Source organism: Flavobacterium frigoris PS1 (assembly GCF_000252125.1).
Taxonomy (GTDB): domain Bacteria; phylum Bacteroidota; class Bacteroidia; order Flavobacteriales; family Flavobacteriaceae; genus Flavobacterium; species Flavobacterium frigoris_A.
On the sequence record NZ_AHKF01000020.1, the window covers coordinates 1 to 15,827 of the forward strand.

Annotated in this window: 17 protein-coding genes; 7 read left to right on the plus strand and 10 right to left on the minus strand. The window is 35.0% G+C overall.

Going from position 1 to position 15,827, the window contains the following annotated elements; genetic code table 11:
• Positions 1–111: 111 nt before the first annotated feature.
• Positions 112–702 (minus strand): Swt1 family HEPN domain-containing protein, encoded by a 591-nt coding sequence (locus tag HJ01_RS12585; protein ID WP_007138822.1) that lies wholly within the window; start codon positions 700–702, stop codon positions 112–114.
• Entirely contained in the window at positions 695–1,351 is a 657-nt protein-coding gene (locus HJ01_RS12590) for a DUF5343 domain-containing protein (protein ID WP_100208574.1), read from the minus strand. The genes HJ01_RS12585 and HJ01_RS12590 overlap by 8 nt, the downstream gene beginning before the upstream one ends.
• A gap of 237 nt (positions 1,352–1,588) precedes the next feature.
• On the opposite strand from HJ01_RS12590, the gene HJ01_RS12595 reads away from it, so the two are divergent.
• On the plus strand, positions 1,589–3,436 hold the full coding sequence (locus HJ01_RS12595) for a CocE/NonD family hydrolase (protein ID WP_007138824.1): 1,848 nt from the start codon (positions 1,589–1,591) through the stop codon (positions 3,434–3,436).
• 72 nt (positions 3,437–3,508) lie between these two features.
• Here HJ01_RS12595 and HJ01_RS12600 read toward each other — a convergent pair whose 3' ends face one another.
• Positions 3,509–4,153, minus strand: coding sequence for an SGNH/GDSL hydrolase family protein (locus HJ01_RS12600; protein ID WP_007138825.1), 645 nt, complete (start codon positions 4,151–4,153; stop codon positions 3,509–3,511).
• Between the two features lie 314 nt (positions 4,154–4,467).
• Between HJ01_RS12600 and HJ01_RS12605 the strand changes: the two genes are divergently transcribed.
• Complete coding sequence (locus HJ01_RS12605) at positions 4,468–5,511, plus strand: sensor histidine kinase (RefSeq protein WP_007138826.1); 1,044 nt, start codon at positions 4,468–4,470, stop codon at positions 5,509–5,511.
• Positions 5,512–5,985: 474 nt separating this feature from the next.
• Complete coding sequence (locus tag HJ01_RS12610) at positions 5,986–6,399, plus strand: OsmC family protein (RefSeq protein WP_007138828.1); 414 nt, start codon at positions 5,986–5,988, stop codon at positions 6,397–6,399.
• A 152-nt stretch (positions 6,400–6,551) separates the two neighbouring features.
• On the opposite strand, the gene HJ01_RS12615 is transcribed toward HJ01_RS12610, so the two are convergent.
• From HJ01_RS12615 to epsC, 3 genes are read right to left on the minus strand one after another with little or no spacing between them, the layout of a single operon-like run.
• Complete coding sequence (locus HJ01_RS12615; RefSeq protein WP_007138829.1) at positions 6,552–7,004, minus strand: GNAT family N-acetyltransferase; 453 nt, start codon at positions 7,002–7,004, stop codon at positions 6,552–6,554.
• 1 nt (position 7,005) lies between these two features.
• The gene (gene cysM / locus HJ01_RS12620; RefSeq protein ID WP_007138830.1) at positions 7,006–7,893 is read right to left on the minus strand and encodes a cysteine synthase CysM; all 888 of its coding nucleotides are present in this window, start codon (positions 7,891–7,893) and stop codon (positions 7,006–7,008) included.
• 1 nt (position 7,894) lies between these two features.
• Positions 7,895–8,686 (minus strand): serine O-acetyltransferase EpsC, encoded by a 792-nt coding sequence (gene epsC, locus HJ01_RS12625; protein ID WP_007138831.1) that lies wholly within the window; start codon positions 8,684–8,686, stop codon positions 7,895–7,897.
• 307 nt (positions 8,687–8,993) lie between these two features.
• Between epsC and HJ01_RS12630 the strand changes: the two genes are divergently transcribed.
• Entirely contained in the window at positions 8,994–9,695 is a 702-nt protein-coding gene (locus HJ01_RS12630; RefSeq protein WP_007138832.1) for a DUF1003 domain-containing protein, read from the plus strand.
• A 27-nt stretch (positions 9,696–9,722) separates the two neighbouring features.
• On the opposite strand, the gene HJ01_RS12635 is transcribed toward HJ01_RS12630, so the two are convergent.
• Positions 9,723–9,983 carry a DUF2752 domain-containing protein gene (locus HJ01_RS12635; protein WP_081478717.1) on the minus strand — a complete coding sequence of 87 codons (261 nt, stop codon included), beginning with the start codon at positions 9,981–9,983 and terminating at the stop codon, positions 9,723–9,725.
• Positions 9,984–10,127: 144 nt separating this feature from the next.
• Here HJ01_RS12635 and HJ01_RS17760 point away from each other — a divergent pair, with 144 nt between their 5' ends.
• Both HJ01_RS17760 and HJ01_RS12645 read left to right on the plus strand, forming a co-directional pair.
• Positions 10,128–10,289, plus strand: coding sequence for a hypothetical protein (locus HJ01_RS17760; RefSeq protein WP_238531091.1), 162 nt, complete (start codon positions 10,128–10,130; stop codon positions 10,287–10,289).
• Positions 10,279–10,830, plus strand: a complete 552-nt coding sequence (locus HJ01_RS12645) for a Smr/MutS family protein (protein ID WP_007138835.1) — start codon at positions 10,279–10,281, stop codon at positions 10,828–10,830. The genes HJ01_RS17760 and HJ01_RS12645 overlap by 11 nt, the downstream gene beginning before the upstream one ends.
• A gap of 85 nt (positions 10,831–10,915) precedes the next feature.
• Here the strand turns inward: HJ01_RS12645 and HJ01_RS12650 are convergent, their stop codons facing one another.
• On the minus strand, positions 10,916–11,875 hold the full coding sequence (locus HJ01_RS12650; RefSeq protein ID WP_007138836.1) for a hypothetical protein: 960 nt from the start codon (positions 11,873–11,875) through the stop codon (positions 10,916–10,918).
• 86 nt (positions 11,876–11,961) lie between these two features.
• On the opposite strand from HJ01_RS12650, the gene HJ01_RS12655 reads away from it, so the two are divergent.
• A complete protein-coding gene (locus HJ01_RS12655; RefSeq protein ID WP_007138837.1) occupies positions 11,962–13,086 on the plus strand; it encodes a cysteine desulfurase family protein in 1,125 nt (374 codons plus the stop codon).
• A 57-nt stretch (positions 13,087–13,143) separates the two neighbouring features.
• Here HJ01_RS12655 and HJ01_RS12660 read toward each other — a convergent pair whose 3' ends face one another.
• Together HJ01_RS12660 and HJ01_RS12665 are read right to left on the minus strand one after the other, a co-directional pair.
• Entirely contained in the window at positions 13,144–14,376 is a 1,233-nt protein-coding gene (locus HJ01_RS12660; RefSeq protein WP_007138838.1) for a hypothetical protein, read from the minus strand.
• 472 nt (positions 14,377–14,848) lie between these two features.
• Complete coding sequence (locus HJ01_RS12665) at positions 14,849–15,826, minus strand: MlaD family protein (RefSeq protein WP_007138840.1); 978 nt, start codon at positions 15,824–15,826, stop codon at positions 14,849–14,851.
• Position 15,827 lies beyond the last annotated feature (1 nt).

The window sequence follows — 15,827 nt, forward strand, 5'->3', positions numbered from 1 at the left end:
GAGATGGCTGGAAGTTCGTAACCGCTCAATTTTCGGATTAACGGAAACTTGATGCGAAACGGCAATTCCACTAAACTCCAGCTATATCAAAACAGCTGTTGTAGGCAGTTTTTATTCCATTAATCTGAACCAATCTTTGACAGTTAATTCAAGTCTAACGATTTCGTCTTCTGCTAAAGGACTACAATGTGCAATTGGACCTCTTAATTGGTTCAAACTATTCATTATTTTTTGAAAAGCTCTTATTCCTCTTTTGAATAAACTTTCAAAAGCTTCCCAATTTGAAGTAACCAAAACATTTAGTTCACCGAATGTCGTATAATCTATTTTTTCTACAGATCGAATCGTAAAACCTGAATCTTCTTCACGTTTAATATTTTTCTCAACATTCTTTTTCAATTCTTCGCTCACTCTTTCATCCCACCAATTTTCTCCATATTTTTCATTCATCAAATCAACAATTAAACTCCTAATTGATTTTTCTAAACAGTAAAACACTTCATAATGATGAGCCATCATTTTAGCTTCCTTTCTATAATTAGAGCTAAATTGTAAATAGTAACTTTTGTGTTGTACTTCTAGCTTTTCTTTTCTTCCTAAATCAATTTCTAACTCGGATTCAACTTTATCTAGTTCATTTTCTGTTAGTGAATTAGCAAGTGTAAAAAGCTTTATTTTTGATAGGATATCTTGATTAATCATCTAATAAATTTTCTTTCAAGGATTTAAAAATAGCATTGTAGATTGCTGGGTCGTCAGTTTTAGGTAATACTAAATTGATTGTGTAATTAATTCCAATACTATTTTTTTTATTCCTATGTATTGGATTGTGCATAGGTTCTTCGTGTGATACTACTTCATTTACAACTTCTTTTATTTCCTTTTTTTCTTTTGTTTCTTTAACTTCGCTCTTAACGGATTTCGCTTCAAAATCAGCAAACTCTTTAGCATTAAAATATGAATTAACTATTGCTTTAACTGTTTGATTATCGTGAGCTAATCCAGTTGTGTCAGTTACTAGTTTTGTAAAATCAGGTTTGGTAAGTAAATGAGCGTATTCATTTCTGACATACAACTCTGCATATCCTTTTTTTAATGAGTTAGCCATTGATATTCCTCTATATTGAGGATTTCTAAAATCTTTGTAAAGTTGAGTTGGTGTTCCATCTTCAGCTAATAATCCACATCTTTTTGCCCATGGAATAAAAGCCCTTTGATTACCACCAGGAAAACCAAGTTTTGTTCCTAGGAAATCACCATTAAAATTTTCTGGTATGGAAGCATCACAAATCTTTTGCAAGATTTTCGATAACGTTCCCGATGAAACCATGTAAGGTAAATTTACTGCCATTTTTTGTTTGTTTTATGTTGTTCTGTTTTCGTTTTCGCTAAAATTGCCTACAACTCGTAAATAACACCAAGAACGCGTACCTGTTTTAGTACATTATTTACGTAACTGTAAATAGACACTTTAAAAACCATAACCACAATACCCACTTTTAGTGATATATGTAAATTCTGTCAAACAATGTTTAATAATGATATTATTCTAAATATCTTTACGCTTCTATAATTAGCTATTATTCAAATGAAAAAACTTTTATTTATTGCGTTTTTCGCAATTACTGCAGGCGTTTTTGCCCAAGACAACAGTGCAAGTACTGTTAGTGAAAACTACACTAAGAAGGAAGTGCAGATTAAAATGCGTGATGGCGCTACTTTATTTACTGCCATTTATTCGCCAAAAGACACTTCAAAAAAATATCCTATCATCATGCAACGTACGCCTTATAGTTGTGCGCCTTATGGAGAAACTGAGTTCAAAAAGAGCATTGGTCCCAGCGAGACAATGATGAAAGAAGGCTACATTGTAGTTTACCAAGACGTGCGTGGGCGCTGGATGAGTGATGGTTTGTATGACAACATGCGCGCTTTTATCCCCAATAAAAAAGGAAAAACCCAAGTTGATGAAGCTTCAGATACTTATGATACCATTGACTGGTTAGTGAAAAATGCAGCAAATAACAACGGGAATGTAGGTGTTTGGGGAATTTCTTATCCTGGATTTTATTCTACCTATTCTTTGTTGAGCAATCATCCTGCCTTGAAAGCGGTTTCGCCTCAGGCTTGTATCAGCGATTTCTTTTTTGATGATTTTCATCATAATGGTGCTTATTTGTTGAGCTATTGGAAAGCAACACCTTTATTTGGTATTCAAAAAACAGAGAAAACAACAAAGTCTTGGTACACACTTCCTGATGTAGGTGCTAAGGATGACTACCAGTTTTTTCTGGATGCAGGCCCTTTGTCTAATCTGGATAAATTTTACGGTAAAGACAATGAATTTTGGCAACAGCTAAAAGACCACAGCAGCTATGATGATTTCTGGCAAAAAAGAGGGATTCTACAGCATTTAAAAGACATTAAACCTGCAGTAATGACTGTAGGCGGTTGGTTTGATGCCGAGGATTTATACGGTCCTTTGAATACCTACCAAGCGATTGAAAAAAGCAGTAAAAACTACAATACGATTGTTATGGGGCCTTGGAGTCATGGCGATTGGGCTAGGAATTCGGCAACGGCTACTATTGGAAATATAAAATTTGGAGATAGCATTTCTAGCTTTTACCAAAAAAATATTGAGGCTAACTTTTTCCGTCATTTCTTAAAAGACAATGGTAAAGGAGAGAACAAATTGCCAGAGGCTTATGTTTTTGATACTGGTGCTAAAGATTGGAAAACCTATGATGTTTGGCCTCCAAAAAACGTCGTAAAAGAGAGCTTTTATTTGGCACAAGACAAATTAACCACTACGGCCCAAAATAATGGTGAATTTCAGGAATTCATCAGCGATCCTAAAAAACCAGTTCCTTTTACCGAAGATATCAACCAAAGAGGGATTACTCCACGTAAATACATGACCGATGACCAACGTTTTGCTGCGAGACGTCCTGACGTTTTGGTTTTTGAAACGGAACGATTAGAGGACGACACTACTTTGGCAGGAGAAATTTTGGCAGAATTGCAGGTTTCGACTTCTGGAACTGATGCGGATTGGATTGTAAAAGTAATTGATGTGTTTCCTAATGAAGAGCCAGAAACTACCGAGGTTGCGCCGTATTTAAAGATGAGTAATTATCATATGATGGTGCGTAGCGAGGTAATGAGAGGCCGTTTTAGAAACAGTTTTATCAATCCGGAACCTTTTGTAGCGAATCAAAAAACAGCGGTGAATATCAAACTGCAGGATGTAATGCATACATTCAAGAAAGGGCATAAAATCCAAATTCAAGTTCAGAGTACTTGGTTTCCTTTGATTGACTTGAATCCGCAAACTTTTGTAGATAATATCTTTTATGCAAAATCAGAAGATTTTAAAAAGCAAACACATCGCGTTTATTCCGACTCTAAAATATCGTTTTCTATTTTGAAATAATAGAAATTCTCGTTAAGCAGAAACCCAATCCTAGTAATAGTGATTGGGTTTTTGCTTTTAGGTATTTGGGAATTATAATTTTGCGAGTGTAAGCGCTATTGCTTTTTCGAGTAGTAGCGCCATTACTTCATATCCTGCTTTATTCGGGTGGACTCCGTCATGTGAATAGGCGAGTGGCAACCCATTTTGGTGATCAGCCATTGCTGTGTGATAATCAACAAAAGGGATTGTGTTATCATCAGCATAATTCATTAATACCCTGTTTAAGGCAATGATTTTATTGGCAGGATCTTGCTTGGGTTTCCAAGGAAAATCAGCTGCAGGTAAAACAGAACATAGGATTACTTTGATGTTATGGGCTTTCGCCAAATCAATCATGGAGAAAATATTATCTGTTATCATCACTACTGTTGAAGGTCCCGTATTGCCCGCGATATCATTTACGCCGGCAAGGATAACAACAATTGTTGGTTTTAAAGCAATTACGTCAGCTCTAAAACGCAATAGCATTTGCGGGCTTGTTTGTCCGCTAATACCACGATTAATGTATTTGTGGGTTTGAAAATATTCTGGTGCTTCACGGCTCCAAAATTCGGTTATCGAATCACCCATGAATACGACTTTGTTAGGAGTAGGCGCCATATTTTGTATTGCGAGGTTGACTTGTTGATACTTGTGTAAATTAGGCCAGTCTTGGGCTATTGATTTTGTCCCCATAAAATTGATTAATAAAGGAATACTAAAAATGAGTTTTAATAGTCTAATTGCGCATTAGGATTATTGTTTAAAATGAGTTTGTTAAAGTAGCAAAACCAATTGCTATCTTACAAATAACTAAAAATGATTAGCTAAAAACAACTCCATTTTAATTATATTTTTCACCTTACATAAAAAAAGTATTTGTTAATACTTTTTATTTTTGTGAATTAAAAATTAAAAATGGAATAGTACATTTATAAAGTAATAGGAAAGTAAAGTTTTTGAAATCAAAATTACCTTTTATACTCAATATTTTAAAATCGGTAACATTTATGCTTTTATATAAAAAATTATCCAAAATTAGTTTTCTTCGTAAGAGGTATGTTTTTAAGTTTCTTTTTGTAGCTTTTATCGGAATTCATATGCCTCTAATTGGATTGTTATTTTTTGTCCTTTATGGAGATTTTTCGATCGCGCCTAATACCATTTTAATTTTTGCTCTTTTTATAACCTTATTAGCAACAGGGATTACACTTTTTATTTTAAAACAATTGATTATACCTATAGAGATTGCGTCAAAAGCGTTAAGAAGTTATCGAGATGAAAGACAATTACCAGACTTACCATTGAATTACTATGACGAAGCCGGTTTTTTAATGCGCAATATTCAAGAGTCTATTCAAGAGCACGAAAAATTCATAGTCGAGAAACAAGACTTAATTTATTTATTATCGCACGATTTAAAAACGTTTGCGGGCCAACCACAGTCACTTGCAAGGTTAATACTAGATGAAAAGCCCACGGATACAATTAAAGAATTGGCAGAACTAATTTACCTGTCTTCTAATCAGCAATTCATGTATATTGGAAATTTTTTAAAGTTGCTTAAAGATCAGGATGAGGTAGTAAAAACGAGTACAGATTTAAAACTGCTACAGTTTCAACCTATGATTGCAAATGTTGAAAAACTCGTGAAACAGTTATTAGAAATAAAAAAGATAAAACTAACAGTATCAATCGAGGTTCAAGAAATAGAGCTTTTAATTGGAGAAGAGTTATTAGTTCGTGTCCTAATGAATTTAATAAACAACGCTATTAAGTTTTCATATCCCAATAGTGAAATTCAGTTAAAAATTTATCAAGAAAATACAAAGACAATAATTAGTGTTTTGGATAATGGAGTTGGATTTAATCAAAATCAAAGTGAAGAATTATTTAAAAAATTCACGAAAATGAGTCACCTTGGAACTTCAAATGAAGCTTCAACCGGAATTGGTTTGTACTTGTGTAGAAAGATAGTTGAAAAAAATCGAGGTCAACTTAGTTGCATAAGTGCCGGTCATAATAAAGGAGCTGTTTTTACGGTTACTTTTTAATGAGTGAAGTAAATTTAATCAATAGAATAGTTGGTTGAGAGCGTATTGTAAAAAGGGCAGATTGTTATTTATTAGGGAAAAATAACGAATACTTGATTTATTGTAACCTAAAACGGGGTAATAGAATCGCCTAAGAGTATCACTTTATTAGTAGTAGGCTCCTTATTTTGCATTAAGAAATCGTCTTTTTGATACTTGTTTAAATTAGGCCAGTTTTGTGGCTATAGTTTTTGTCCGATAAAAGAGGGTATGAGTAGTATTTCTAAAAATAATCTGTAAACCCTAATACGCAATCAGATTAAGTGGTTGAAAACAAACTTAGTAATACAGAAACAATAAACTAGAGATCATTTATGAAAGAGTAGGCATGAATCTCTGCCGGAGCATAAACTAAATTTTAGTTAAAAAAAGTATGGACTGAAAAACTTACATTTTAAAAATGTTAGCTTTGAGAAAACTAAAAAAGAACTCATTATGAAAAGAAATGCAACAGCAGTGTGGAACGGTTCCCTAAAAGAGGGAGCAGGAAAATTGACGACTCAAAGTACACTTATCGAAAACGCACAATATTCATTTAAATCCCGTTTTGAAGAAGGAGTGGGTACAAACCCAGAAGAATTAATCGCAGCAGCGCACGCAGGTTGCTTTACAATGCAGCTTTCGGCTTTTATTGGCGAATTGGATTTTGAAATTGAAAGTATCGAAACCAAATGCGATATCGAATTGGTAGATGGTACAATTACCACTTCTCATTTGACGGTGAGTGCTAAAATAAAAGGGATCTCAGATGATGATTTTCAACAACAGGTGACCAAAGCTGAGAAGAATTGCCCAATTTCTAAAGTGTTGAATGCCGCTATCTCTACAACTGCGACTTTAGTATCATAATTCCTGTTTTAGTTTTGATACGATATTCTTTAGAAAGTTATTCGAACTAACAAAGGTTAAAATTAAATTGCCCTTATTGGGCTGAAAATTTATAAACAAAGGGCGCTACTTAGCTAAGTAGCGCCCTTTTTATAATTTAAATGATACTGATTTTAGGAGATTGTCTTCTGAAAGCAAACACTGTCTTCAATCAATTCATATTGTCCGTAATTAGCTATTATGCCGTATCCGTTTTTCTTGTACAGAGCAATAGCTTCAGGATATTTTTTACCAGTTTCTAAAATGCAACTTTTGAAGTTTTCTTCTCTCGCCCATGATTCTAGTTCTTTCAGTATTTTTGAGGCAACCCCTTTTCCACGATCCTCTGGATTAACAAACATCCTTTTTATTTCGGCAACTTCGTCCTTATACGCTTTAAAAGCGCCACAACCAATGGCTCTTTGGTCTTCATAAACCACTATCGCATGTTTGATGCTGTCTGTTTTATTAAACTGCGCAAAGAAGGGGTGTTCCGCTCCATCTCGTTTTTCAATATCGATGTCGAGATCTTGTATTAAGGTAACGAAATCAACGTTGTCAGGAGAAGTCCTTGTAATTTGTATCATATTAATCAAATAAATCTGATGATAAATAGCGATCACCTCTGTCGCAGATTATTGCAACAATTACACCTGATTCTAGTTCTTCTGCAATTTTCAAGGCCGTAGCCACTGATCCACCACTGCTCATTCCTGCAAATACTCCTTCTTCAATTGCCAGTCGTTTGGTCATGTCACGCGCTTCTTGCTCGCTTACTTCAACGATTCGATCTACTTTAGAAGCATCGAATATTTTAGGCAAATATTCCTGAGGCCATTTCCTGATTCCCGGAATTTGAGAGCCGTCACTGGGTTGTGCTCCGATGATTTGTATGGCTGGATTTTTCTCTTTCAAATAAGTTGAAGTCCCCATAACCGTTCCTGTGGTTCCCATTGCCGCAACAAAATGGGTTACTGTCCCATTAGTATCGTTCCAAATTTCTGGGCCGGTAGTTTTGTAATGGGCTTTCCAGTTGTCATCATTAGCAAACTGGTTTAGCATCACATAACCGCCTTCGGCCACTTTCTTGTCTGCATAATCTCTAGATCCTAAAATTCCTTCCTTTGCAGAGGTTAAAATGACTGTTGCACCATAGGCACGCATGGTTTGAGTACGTTCTTTGGTAGAATCTTCTGGTAGGACTAATTCTATTTCAATATTGAATAGCTGTGCTATCATTGCTAATGCAATTCCTGTATTTCCACTGGTGGCTTCAATCAGTTTGTCCCCTCTTTTTATGTCTCCTCGTTCTAAGGCCGCTGCAATCATGTTGTATGCTGCACGGTCTTTGACGCTTCCTCCTGGGTTGTTCCCTTCAAGCTTCAATAGAAGTTTTACTTTTTTGTTTTTGATCAAATTGACACTTTCCATTAAAGGCGTATTCCCAATCAGATCTAATAGTTTTTTTGGCTCCATATTATTTTAGCTCTTTTATTTTTACTTCTGTCGTTGTGGTATTGGTAACCAGTGATCTTGGCGGAATGGACTTCGTAATCCATGCGTTTCCTCCAATAATACTGTTTTTGCCAATGACTGTTTCTCCTCCTAAAATCGTTGCATTGGCATAAATGCATACATTTTTCTCTACGGTAGGATGTCTTTTATTATCCTTCATGTCTTTGCTGACGCTCAGTGCCCCCAAGGTTACCCCTTGATATATTTTTACGTTTTTTTCGATCACGGTGGTCTCTCCAATTACAATACCAGTTGCGTGGTCAATAAAAATAGGCGAATCGATACGAGCGCCTGCGTGAATGTCTGTTCCGGTGATGCGGTGGGCGTATTCGCTCATCAATCTGGAAAACAGCAGCAGATCTAAAAGATATAATTCGTGACTCAGCCTATAGATCGCAATGGCATAAAATCCTGGATAGGCTAGATATACTTCCTCAATACTATTTGAGGCAGGGTCATTTTCCATAAAGAAGTTGGCATCTTGATTTAGCTTTTCGAGGACGGAGGGTAATTTTTCAAGAAAATTATCCCAAATGGAATCGCATATGCCTTTGGGCTTTTTACAGGCAATTACTGATATTTCTTTGAAAAGAAACTTCAGTTCGTCAATGCTTTCACTTAAAGGGGCATTCGAATCAAACAAAGTGTAGAAGAGTTTTTCTGTGAAAACTTCCGTTTTTGTTTTGATTCCGTAATTAATGTTCGTGTGACTCTTTAAAGAGGCAATATTTTTGATAATCAGATCTTTTGTCATGATTACGGGATTGAATTGTTAGTAGAAAAGGACTTGAAAAAAAGTGTTTTTAAGAGGGGCAACAACAATTCCAAGAGGAAATCGAAAAGGTAATGTTGGAAAATAGGTGATTGTTGCTCATGACTGTATTTTTTTGGTTCAAATAAAAAATGAAACAAATATATTGAACTATTTCGAATAATAGGGTAAGATCCTATAGAGTCTACTAATAGCTTTATAAATAACAATTTGAGCTAAGCATGTCGACACTATTATTTTAACATAAATAATTTTAAATGCGTAAATTAGCTAGGTAAAAATAGTAGAAATGAAGCGGATTCCAACATTTATCAGTGATTTATCAAAGAATGAATTTCCATTGACTGATAAGGTTTCTGGGAAAATCATTCGCAAACCCATTTTAGCTTTGTTGAAAGCCGATTTTCCAGATTTCACCACCGATCAGTTCTTATCGATCACGGAGCTGAACTTGTATAGGGAAAGATATATTTCTAACTATTTATCCAATGAAATAGGAGAGCTGTCTAAAATAGAAGATACCGTTTCGGAAGAATTTACGGAATCTAGCTCCACGGTCAGTAAAATGGAAGAAAAGCTGGAAGTGAGAACTTTTGGGCAATTGGTAGCAGATAACGTAGCCGATTTTGGTGGAAGTTGGAAATTTATAATGCTGTTTGGCGTGTTCATCGTACTCTGGATTTTGGCTAATATTTACATTCTGTACAATAAAGGATTTGATCCCTATCCTTTTATTTTACTAAATCTGATATTATCTTGCCTTGCCGCACTTCAGGCTCCGGTGATTATGATGAGTCAAAATCGTCAGGAGGAAAAAGATCGAGAAAGGGCCAGGAAGGACTATATGATTAATTTAAAATCAGAACTCGAAATCCGAATGCTGCATGAAAAACTAGATCATTTGGTGAGGCATCAGCAGGAAGAATTAATAGAAATTCAGAAGATACAAATCGAAATGATGAATGATATATTGGGTAGAATAAATAAGTAAGTCTGTTTTTTAACTACGATATTCAAATCAAATGTGTTTGTAAATATAGCCAGCAATCATAAAAAGGACGTTAATGATAGCAACTATAAAAATTAATTTTTGAGAAAAAAAGCGGCTGTTCATAAAATGAAATCCAATAAAACCTAAAAATAAAAGGGTCGTAAATAAGGCGGGATAAATCTGGAAAGAGGCTGCGTATTCTCCTTTAAAAAGCAGGACCAATGACCTCTGAAAACCGCAGCCCAAGCACTCCACTCCAAAGAGTGTTTTGCTAATGCAGGGGAACATGTATTTTTCTAAATTCAATGGTTTTGTTTTTTTGCAATTTACAAAATAATAGCAATCGTGATTAATAAAAAAGGAAGGCTATTTTAAATTTATTACTTTTGGAATCTGATATGTAAAGAAATGAAAAAAATTATAATTCCAATTATGATTGTCGCGATAGTGGTTGCTTTTTTTGAGCAGGTGAGTGACGATAAAAACGTGTATATAACGGTTATTGCAATCGTTATATTTATGTATGGGATGATGCGGTTAAGTGCAAAAACACCAAGTAAAAATCAAGAAAAAGACGATAAAGATGTTCAATAAGGGAGACAAGGTGACAGTGCTCGACGAAGCCATCAATGGAGTGGTGTTGTCAAGCAAAGATAAGGAGGTAACGATAGAAACGGAAGATGGATTTGTGATGACATTTTTTGTCAACGAATTACTTAAAGTAAACGAAACCAGTAATTTAATGGATTCTATTAGAAGAATTGATATAGATGAAATTGCAAAGGAGAAAGCGATACCAAAACCGCGTAGTTTCGTTAAAGAGCGCAAGGATAAACACGAAATTTCGGCTCCTGAGTTCGATTTGCACATCGAAAAACTAGTGCCTAACAAACGGGGAATGTCAAATTATGATATCCTGACTTTACAATCGGAAACGGCAAAACGTCACATCGAATTTGCCATTCGAAATCGCATCCCTAAAATTGTTTTTATTCACGGAGTTGGTGAAGGAGTGCTTAAAGCAGAGCTTGATTTTTTATTAGGACGATATGATAATATTGCTTTTCAGGAAGGCAATTATCAAAAATATGGACAAGGTGCTACGGAGGTTTTTATAAAGCAAAACAGCAAATAAAAGTCTTGGATATTAAATAAAAAGCTCCCTTTTACAATTGTAAAAGGGAGCTTTTTTGTGAGGTGTTTTAGGTAAATATTTAGACTTAATTTGTCGTCAAAAGTTCGCCATAAATAAAATTATCACCTAGTAAAAAACTGTTGTTTGCTTTCTTTAAAGATACTTTTTTAAGTACGATTGTATGCTTGAAGCTGCCTGGTCCGTTAGTTGTTGTGGTTACCTCAACGACACCACTTATTCCTGTCACGCCAGTTACACCATTCCATTCTTGACTCAAAGCTGGAGTAGTGGGTGTTATTGCATTACAAAAATAAGCAGCCGTAAGTAGTCCCGAAAATAAACGATAGGTAAGGATATTTGTAGTAGTTCCAATAATTCCTGTTCGCGGACTATTTAATGGAGTTACTTCATTAACAATTAAACTTGGATCGATATTTAGCATCAAAGCTTCGCTACTGGTATAGTTATATATTTGATTTGAAGTAGAGCATTTTTCTACCGTTTCATCAAAAAGGAAAGGCAAAGCTGTTGTTGTAGTTACGTAATCTCCAAAAGGGAATGTCTCATATACTTGTGTGCCAGTACTCTTGGCAAAAGTGATATTCTTGAAAACAATATTATGATTGTATCCTGTAATTCTAGTGCTATTGTCAGTAGTATTTGTTGTTTTTATCGCCGTAGTGAGGATTTGAATTGTGCCATCAGTTGCGGTCCATTGATCAGTTACAATGGGTGTTGCTGCTGGTATTGTCTCGCAGATGTTATCTGCTGATACGGTACCATTAAAAAAGCGATAAACTACCCGATTGCTGCTGCTTATGCTAATTTCTTTTGGGGTATTAGTCAAAGATGGCTCTGTTGTAAATGAAGTTACCGGAATTTCAAGAAGTAAAGCTTCTTTGTCGTTTAACTTGTAAATAATATTATTAGTATTACAACTTTGCATCGTCGCAGATTCAAAATTGATATCTTCTTGAATTAAATTACCGTCATCACAACCATTCAATAGTACCGCAAAAACCAATAGGCTTAGAACTCTTTTCATCTTAAAATATATTTTTACAAAAATAGCGAAAAAAATGACAATTGATAAGTGAGAATACACAATTGATATTTCATAACTTTGCAGTAATGAAAAAAGTATATCTCGATAACGCATCAACGACAGCCATTCGCGCCGAAGTCATTCAAGAAATGACAAAGGTAATGGCGGAAGATTTTGGAAACCCTTCCTCAACTCATAGTTTTGGCCGCAATGCAAAAAGCGTTTTGGAACTCTCTAGGAAATCAATCGCCAAGCAACTGAATGCAACGGCTCAAGAAATTATATTCACATCCTGCGGAACAGAAGCTAACAATTGGATTCTTCGTTCAGCTGTTGTAGATTTGAAGGTAAAACGCATTATAACAAGCAAAACCGAGCATCATGCTGTTTTATACACAGTGCAGGCGCTGCAAAAAGAATTTGGTATTCAGGTTGATTATGTTGCTGTCAAGCCGAATGGTGACATCGATATAACGGATTTGGTGGAGTTGTTAAGGCAGGATCATAAAACGTTAGTGAGCCTGATGCATGTGAACAATGAAACAGGGACTGTATTAGATATAAAGAGAATAGGGGTGATTTGTGCAGAACACAATGTCTTGTTTCATTGTGATACGGTACAATCCATAGGGAAAATAGAATTGGACGTACAAGCGTTTCCTATTGACTTCCTTGTTGCCAGCGCCCACAAATTTCACGGGCCTAAGGGTGTTGGGTTTGCATTTGTGAGGAAAAATTCAGGATTACAGCCTCTTTTTTATGGCGGTGAACAAGAAAAGGGATTGCGTGCAGGAACGGAAGCGGTACATCAAATTGCAGGCATGGCAAAAGCATTAGAGCTTTCGTATGCTAACTTAGACACAGAAAGGATACATATATCCGAATTAAAGAAATATTTGATAGAGCAGCTTGAAATTGAGTTTCCGGGCTATGCTATAAACGGAAATCAGGACGGGTTTTATAATATACTAAATGTTTTGTTGCCTTTGTCAGCTGATAAAACGGCAATGATTTTATTTCATCTGGATATGAAAGGAATTGCAGTTTCCAGAGGAAGCGCCTGTCAGAGTGGTAGCATTAGAGCATCGCATGTTTTAGCGGAAATGCTCTCCCGAGAGGATTTAAAAAAGCCAAGCCTTCGTATTTCCTTTAGCCATTACAACAGCAAGGAAGATATCGATTTGCTGATAGAAGGCTTAAAGAATATCTAAAAACAGAAAAACTGCCATATGGCGGTTTTTCTGTTTTTAGATGATAAAGGTTCGGTTTTATTCTACAACGCCTTCTTTTGCTTCTTTATCTTCTTTAGCCTTTTTTCTTTTTAACAGAATTGATTCTCTAGTTTTGGCAGTGACCATCAGTCCAACCATCATGACCAAGGCGGTTAATAGGATAACTTGAATAATCACGGATTTATTAATCAATAATATGTTATGCTCAGGAGCAATCGAAAGGAATAATAGGATGGTTATAAGTCCTCTTGGTGCCACGAATAGTAAAGGGAAAAGTGGGATTTTTGAAATTTTTAGTTGAATTATTCTCAGAGCAAAAACGCCTAGCACAATACCAACAGACCACACTAAAGTATCTAAGTTTATTATTTCTGAAGTCTTTATCAAATATCCAAATAAAAGAAAGAATAAGGCTCTAACTAGAAAAGTGGCTTCAACTGTAAGTTCTTTAAACTTAGAAACTTCCTTATTTAATAACAATAAATCAAGTCTGAAATTTTGGATCCATTTGAAATGCTTTAGCTCATCCAAGTTCCCAATTGATAATCCAAACACCAAGATGAAAATTAGCGCTGGTAAATGGAATATTTTTGAAATTTCATAAATAAGTATGATAAGTAAGATGATAGGTACAAATTTGATATGATGGTCAATTTTCTTTAGCAGAAAAGAAAGCAAAATAGTTGCTACAAATGAAATCGCAATAATAATTAAGATCTCTAGACAGAAATACCCAAAAGTTTCTAAACCAAAACTAGTGTTATAGATAATAAAGTTGAAAAATATTACCCCAAAAATATCAGACAAACTGCTTTCATAGATAATAAATTCTTTTTGACTTGAAGATAGGTTTCTTACGCTAGGAATGGCAATGGCGCTGCTTATTACACAAAAAGGGATTGCATTTGTTAAGCTGTCTTTAAACGAATATCCTCCATAATAATGCAATAGGTAGGCTAGGGAAAAGGCCAAAATTATCAAAGGAAGAAATGCTCCTAATGATGATTTTTTTATAAGTCCAATTTTAGACTTGTTAAGTTCAAGTTCCAATGAACCTTCGAGTACGATAAGAATAAGTCCTATGGTACCCAATACTGGAAGGGTAGAGGAAAGATCAGGAACATCAATACCGAATAAGTATGTAGCTTCCCTTACTATCCAGCCCAAAAGAAGTAATAATATTACAGAAGGTATTTTAGTCCTTGCCGCAGTAAGATCAAATAAATAAGCAACCAGTAACAATAGACAAAGTGAAATTATTATTGTCATAGAAAATTTTATTTTTTTATAAATTTTATTGGGTGTCCAGTAATAGTAATGGATTCAGCCGACCCGAAATATAATACATTTGATTGTTAAAACATAAAAATTAGTTTAAATATCAAAAAATAGTTGCCATTTGTTAATTTCATTTCCTTCACTTAGCTGTGTGTCAATGAGTCATTTTTTTCGTACGTTCTTTTTTATCATATACAGCATTGCTAAATATTATGAATATTTTTCCATTCTCTCGACAATATTCATTGGGCCATCCGTCTTGGCATAGCCTATGCAGGATAAATTTCCATCTTGAACTGCCCTGAATAGAATATGAAGTGTGTTTCTGTCTTTATACACCGCTGGATTTAAGAAAGTAGTGTTTTCAAATTCGAAATTCCAAGGATTTAGTATCGCACTAAGCTTTTCTATAGTAACCGTAATTGGGTATTTGGGGTTTCTTTTTGTGTACTATTTCCTTGCCCTATTTTCTCTGTTCACGTAATTTTTCTCTTTCCAATTTTCTAAAGTATCCTCGGAATAGAAAATTGTGTTTTAAGGCTTCTAAATCCTCATTCAAACGTATGCTTGCTTCGTTCAGGTTGGTCATTGTAGAATCAATTTTTCGCACTAATCCAGGATCATTTGAAAGATAGTTCAACGCCCCTTTACCGTCTTTTATATTTAAAATAGTTTTATTCACATTGCCAACCGTTTTATTAATCTCGACAGTTGTCTTGTCTAAATTGCTTACTATAGCTTTCATCCTATTGGCTACAGCCGTATCTTTTAAAATACCGATGACATTGTCCTTATTGTTTAAGGAAGCGATGAGTCGATTCAGATTTGATATCGATTCGGAGGTTTTTTGACTTGATGTTTTCAAATAGCTCATAGTTGTTTTTAGGTCTTTTGCCATGGCCATATCATTGATAAGTAAGCCCACAGTTCCTTCTCCTTCGTTAATTTCATTTGTGATTTTAAGTAAATTCTCTGTAAGCCGTTCGGCATTTTTATTCGTTTTACTAAACGTATTTAAAAGGTCATCTGTGCGGATCCGATTTAGGGAACTGATTTCATATCCTGGCTCAACTAAAGCTGCCGTTCCACTTCCTGGTAAGATATTTATGACCATGCTTCCCACCAATCCATCTGAACCTATGGTGGCAACTGCATTTTTTTTAATGTGTTTAAATATGTCTTCGTCGATAATCATATCTACTCGAATATTGGTATCTCCAATCATTTCAATGTTTCGTACCGTTCCTACATTGACGCCAGAATAGCGTACATTATTGCCTAATTGCAAACCATTAACGTTATTGAAACTAGTTGCTAGGTGTACAGTATTTCCAAACATTTTTTGCTTATCGCCAATTAAATAAGTGGCTAAAATGAAAATTAATAGCCCAATTATTACAAAGAGGCCTAGTCTTATTTTTTGTGATGTTGTTTTTTCCATG

What these genes read in the sequence shown, in the direction of transcription:
- HJ01_RS12585 (WP_007138822.1), bottom strand. Translation starts at nt 702, where the DNA reads ATGATTAATCAAGATATCCTATCAAAAATAAAGCTTTTTACACTTGCT.
- HJ01_RS12590 (WP_100208574.1), bottom strand. Translation starts at nt 1,351, where the DNA reads ATGGCAGTAAATTTACCTTACATGGTTTCATCGGGAACGTTATCGAAA.
- HJ01_RS12595 (WP_007138824.1), top strand. Translation starts at nt 1,589, where the DNA reads ATGAAAAAACTTTTATTTATTGCGTTTTTCGCAATTACTGCAGGCGTT.
- HJ01_RS12600 (WP_007138825.1), bottom strand. Translation starts at nt 4,153, where the DNA reads ATGGGGACAAAATCAATAGCCCAAGACTGGCCTAATTTACACAAGTAT.
- HJ01_RS12605 (WP_007138826.1), top strand. Translation starts at nt 4,468, where the DNA reads ATGCTTTTATATAAAAAATTATCCAAAATTAGTTTTCTTCGTAAGAGG.
- HJ01_RS12610 (WP_007138828.1), top strand. Translation starts at nt 5,986, where the DNA reads ATGAAAAGAAATGCAACAGCAGTGTGGAACGGTTCCCTAAAAGAGGGA.
- HJ01_RS12615 (WP_007138829.1), bottom strand. Translation starts at nt 7,004, where the DNA reads ATGATACAAATTACAAGGACTTCTCCTGACAACGTTGATTTCGTTACC.
- cysM (WP_007138830.1), bottom strand. Translation starts at nt 7,893, where the DNA reads ATGGAGCCAAAAAAACTATTAGATCTGATTGGGAATACGCCTTTAATG.
- epsC (WP_007138831.1), bottom strand. Translation starts at nt 8,686, where the DNA reads ATGACAAAAGATCTGATTATCAAAAATATTGCCTCTTTAAAGAGTCAC.
- HJ01_RS12630 (WP_007138832.1), top strand. Translation starts at nt 8,994, where the DNA reads ATGAAGCGGATTCCAACATTTATCAGTGATTTATCAAAGAATGAATTT.
- HJ01_RS12635 (WP_081478717.1), bottom strand. Translation starts at nt 9,983, where the DNA reads ATGTTCCCCTGCATTAGCAAAACACTCTTTGGAGTGGAGTGCTTGGGC.
- HJ01_RS17760 (WP_238531091.1), top strand. Translation starts at nt 10,128, where the DNA reads ATGATTGTCGCGATAGTGGTTGCTTTTTTTGAGCAGGTGAGTGACGAT.
- HJ01_RS12645 (WP_007138835.1), top strand. Translation starts at nt 10,279, where the DNA reads ATGTTCAATAAGGGAGACAAGGTGACAGTGCTCGACGAAGCCATCAAT.
- HJ01_RS12650 (WP_007138836.1), bottom strand. Translation starts at nt 11,875, where the DNA reads ATGAAAAGAGTTCTAAGCCTATTGGTTTTTGCGGTACTATTGAATGGT.
- HJ01_RS12655 (WP_007138837.1), top strand. Translation starts at nt 11,962, where the DNA reads ATGAAAAAAGTATATCTCGATAACGCATCAACGACAGCCATTCGCGCC.
- HJ01_RS12660 (WP_007138838.1), bottom strand. Translation starts at nt 14,376, where the DNA reads ATGACAATAATAATTTCACTTTGTCTATTGTTACTGGTTGCTTATTTA.
- HJ01_RS12665 (WP_007138840.1), bottom strand. Translation starts at nt 15,826, where the DNA reads ATGGAAAAAACAACATCACAAAAAATAAGACTAGGCCTCTTTGTAATA.